The organism is Bacillus altitudinis 41KF2b, from assembly GCF_000691145.1.
GTDB classification, from domain to species: domain Bacteria; phylum Bacillota; class Bacilli; order Bacillales; family Bacillaceae; genus Bacillus; species Bacillus altitudinis.
The window spans coordinates 1-748 of record NZ_ASJC01000035.1; the positions used below are offsets into that span (position 1 = coordinate 1).

1 protein-coding gene is annotated in these 748 nt (G+C 58.0%); it reads left to right on the forward strand.

All coding sequences use genetic code 11. The annotated features are described in order from the left end of the window. Nucleotides 1–489: hypothetical protein (locus BA79_RS19665; protein ID WP_035704551.1), on the forward strand; the 489-nt coding region annotated here is incomplete at its 5' end. Nucleotides 490–748 lie beyond the last annotated feature (259 nt).

Below are 748 nucleotides of genomic sequence, written 5' to 3' on the forward strand. Positions count from 1 at the left end.
CCAATCTCCGTCCCCCGTGGGGAGTTGCTGCTTAATTGGGTTGCTGTCGCCAACGAATTCGGCGCTTCCCTCCGGGGCCAGTACTCACTGGAGATTAACGATACCGTGGGTTGGTTTAAGTATCTCAGTAAACACTCAGCGCGAGGCGTCCAGCACTACCAGCGACACCCTGAGAACATCCCCCCGTCATGGAAGAAGAAAACCGGGCGCGTCTGGGGTAAAACTGGTGACTGGGCTACCACCGACCCAGTGGAATTCGATATTTCCTCTGAGGCGTATTACAGGCTTCGCCGCATCCTCCGAAACTGGCGTATTGCCGATGCTCGCACTGCTGGCAACTCATGGCGGATAAAGTCAGCCAGGGGAATGCTGAAATCCCACAGGCGGGAATTGTCAGACGTTCGCGGGGCTTCTGAGTGGCTGGAAATGGGGCCGGCATTGCAGGTTCTGGACTATCTCAGGGCACAGGGGCACGAAATTACCTGCTAATGGCCGTAAGGCCATGACAGGCGGCACTCTGACGCTCCTAAGAACACAGACCTACCACCGCCGATACCGTGCCCCCGGCTTCCTGCTGGGGGCTCATGCCTGAAAACACGACACTAGCAGTCTGCACAATGGTTCAATCGCGCTGAACCACCTCCCAGAACAGAGAACCTATCCCGCGCCTGAACAACTGATTTTTAAGAAAGGGGGGCAGTGGGATGGGATTTGCGCGCGCGCGCGCGAGCCCTCCCGCAGACCCCCG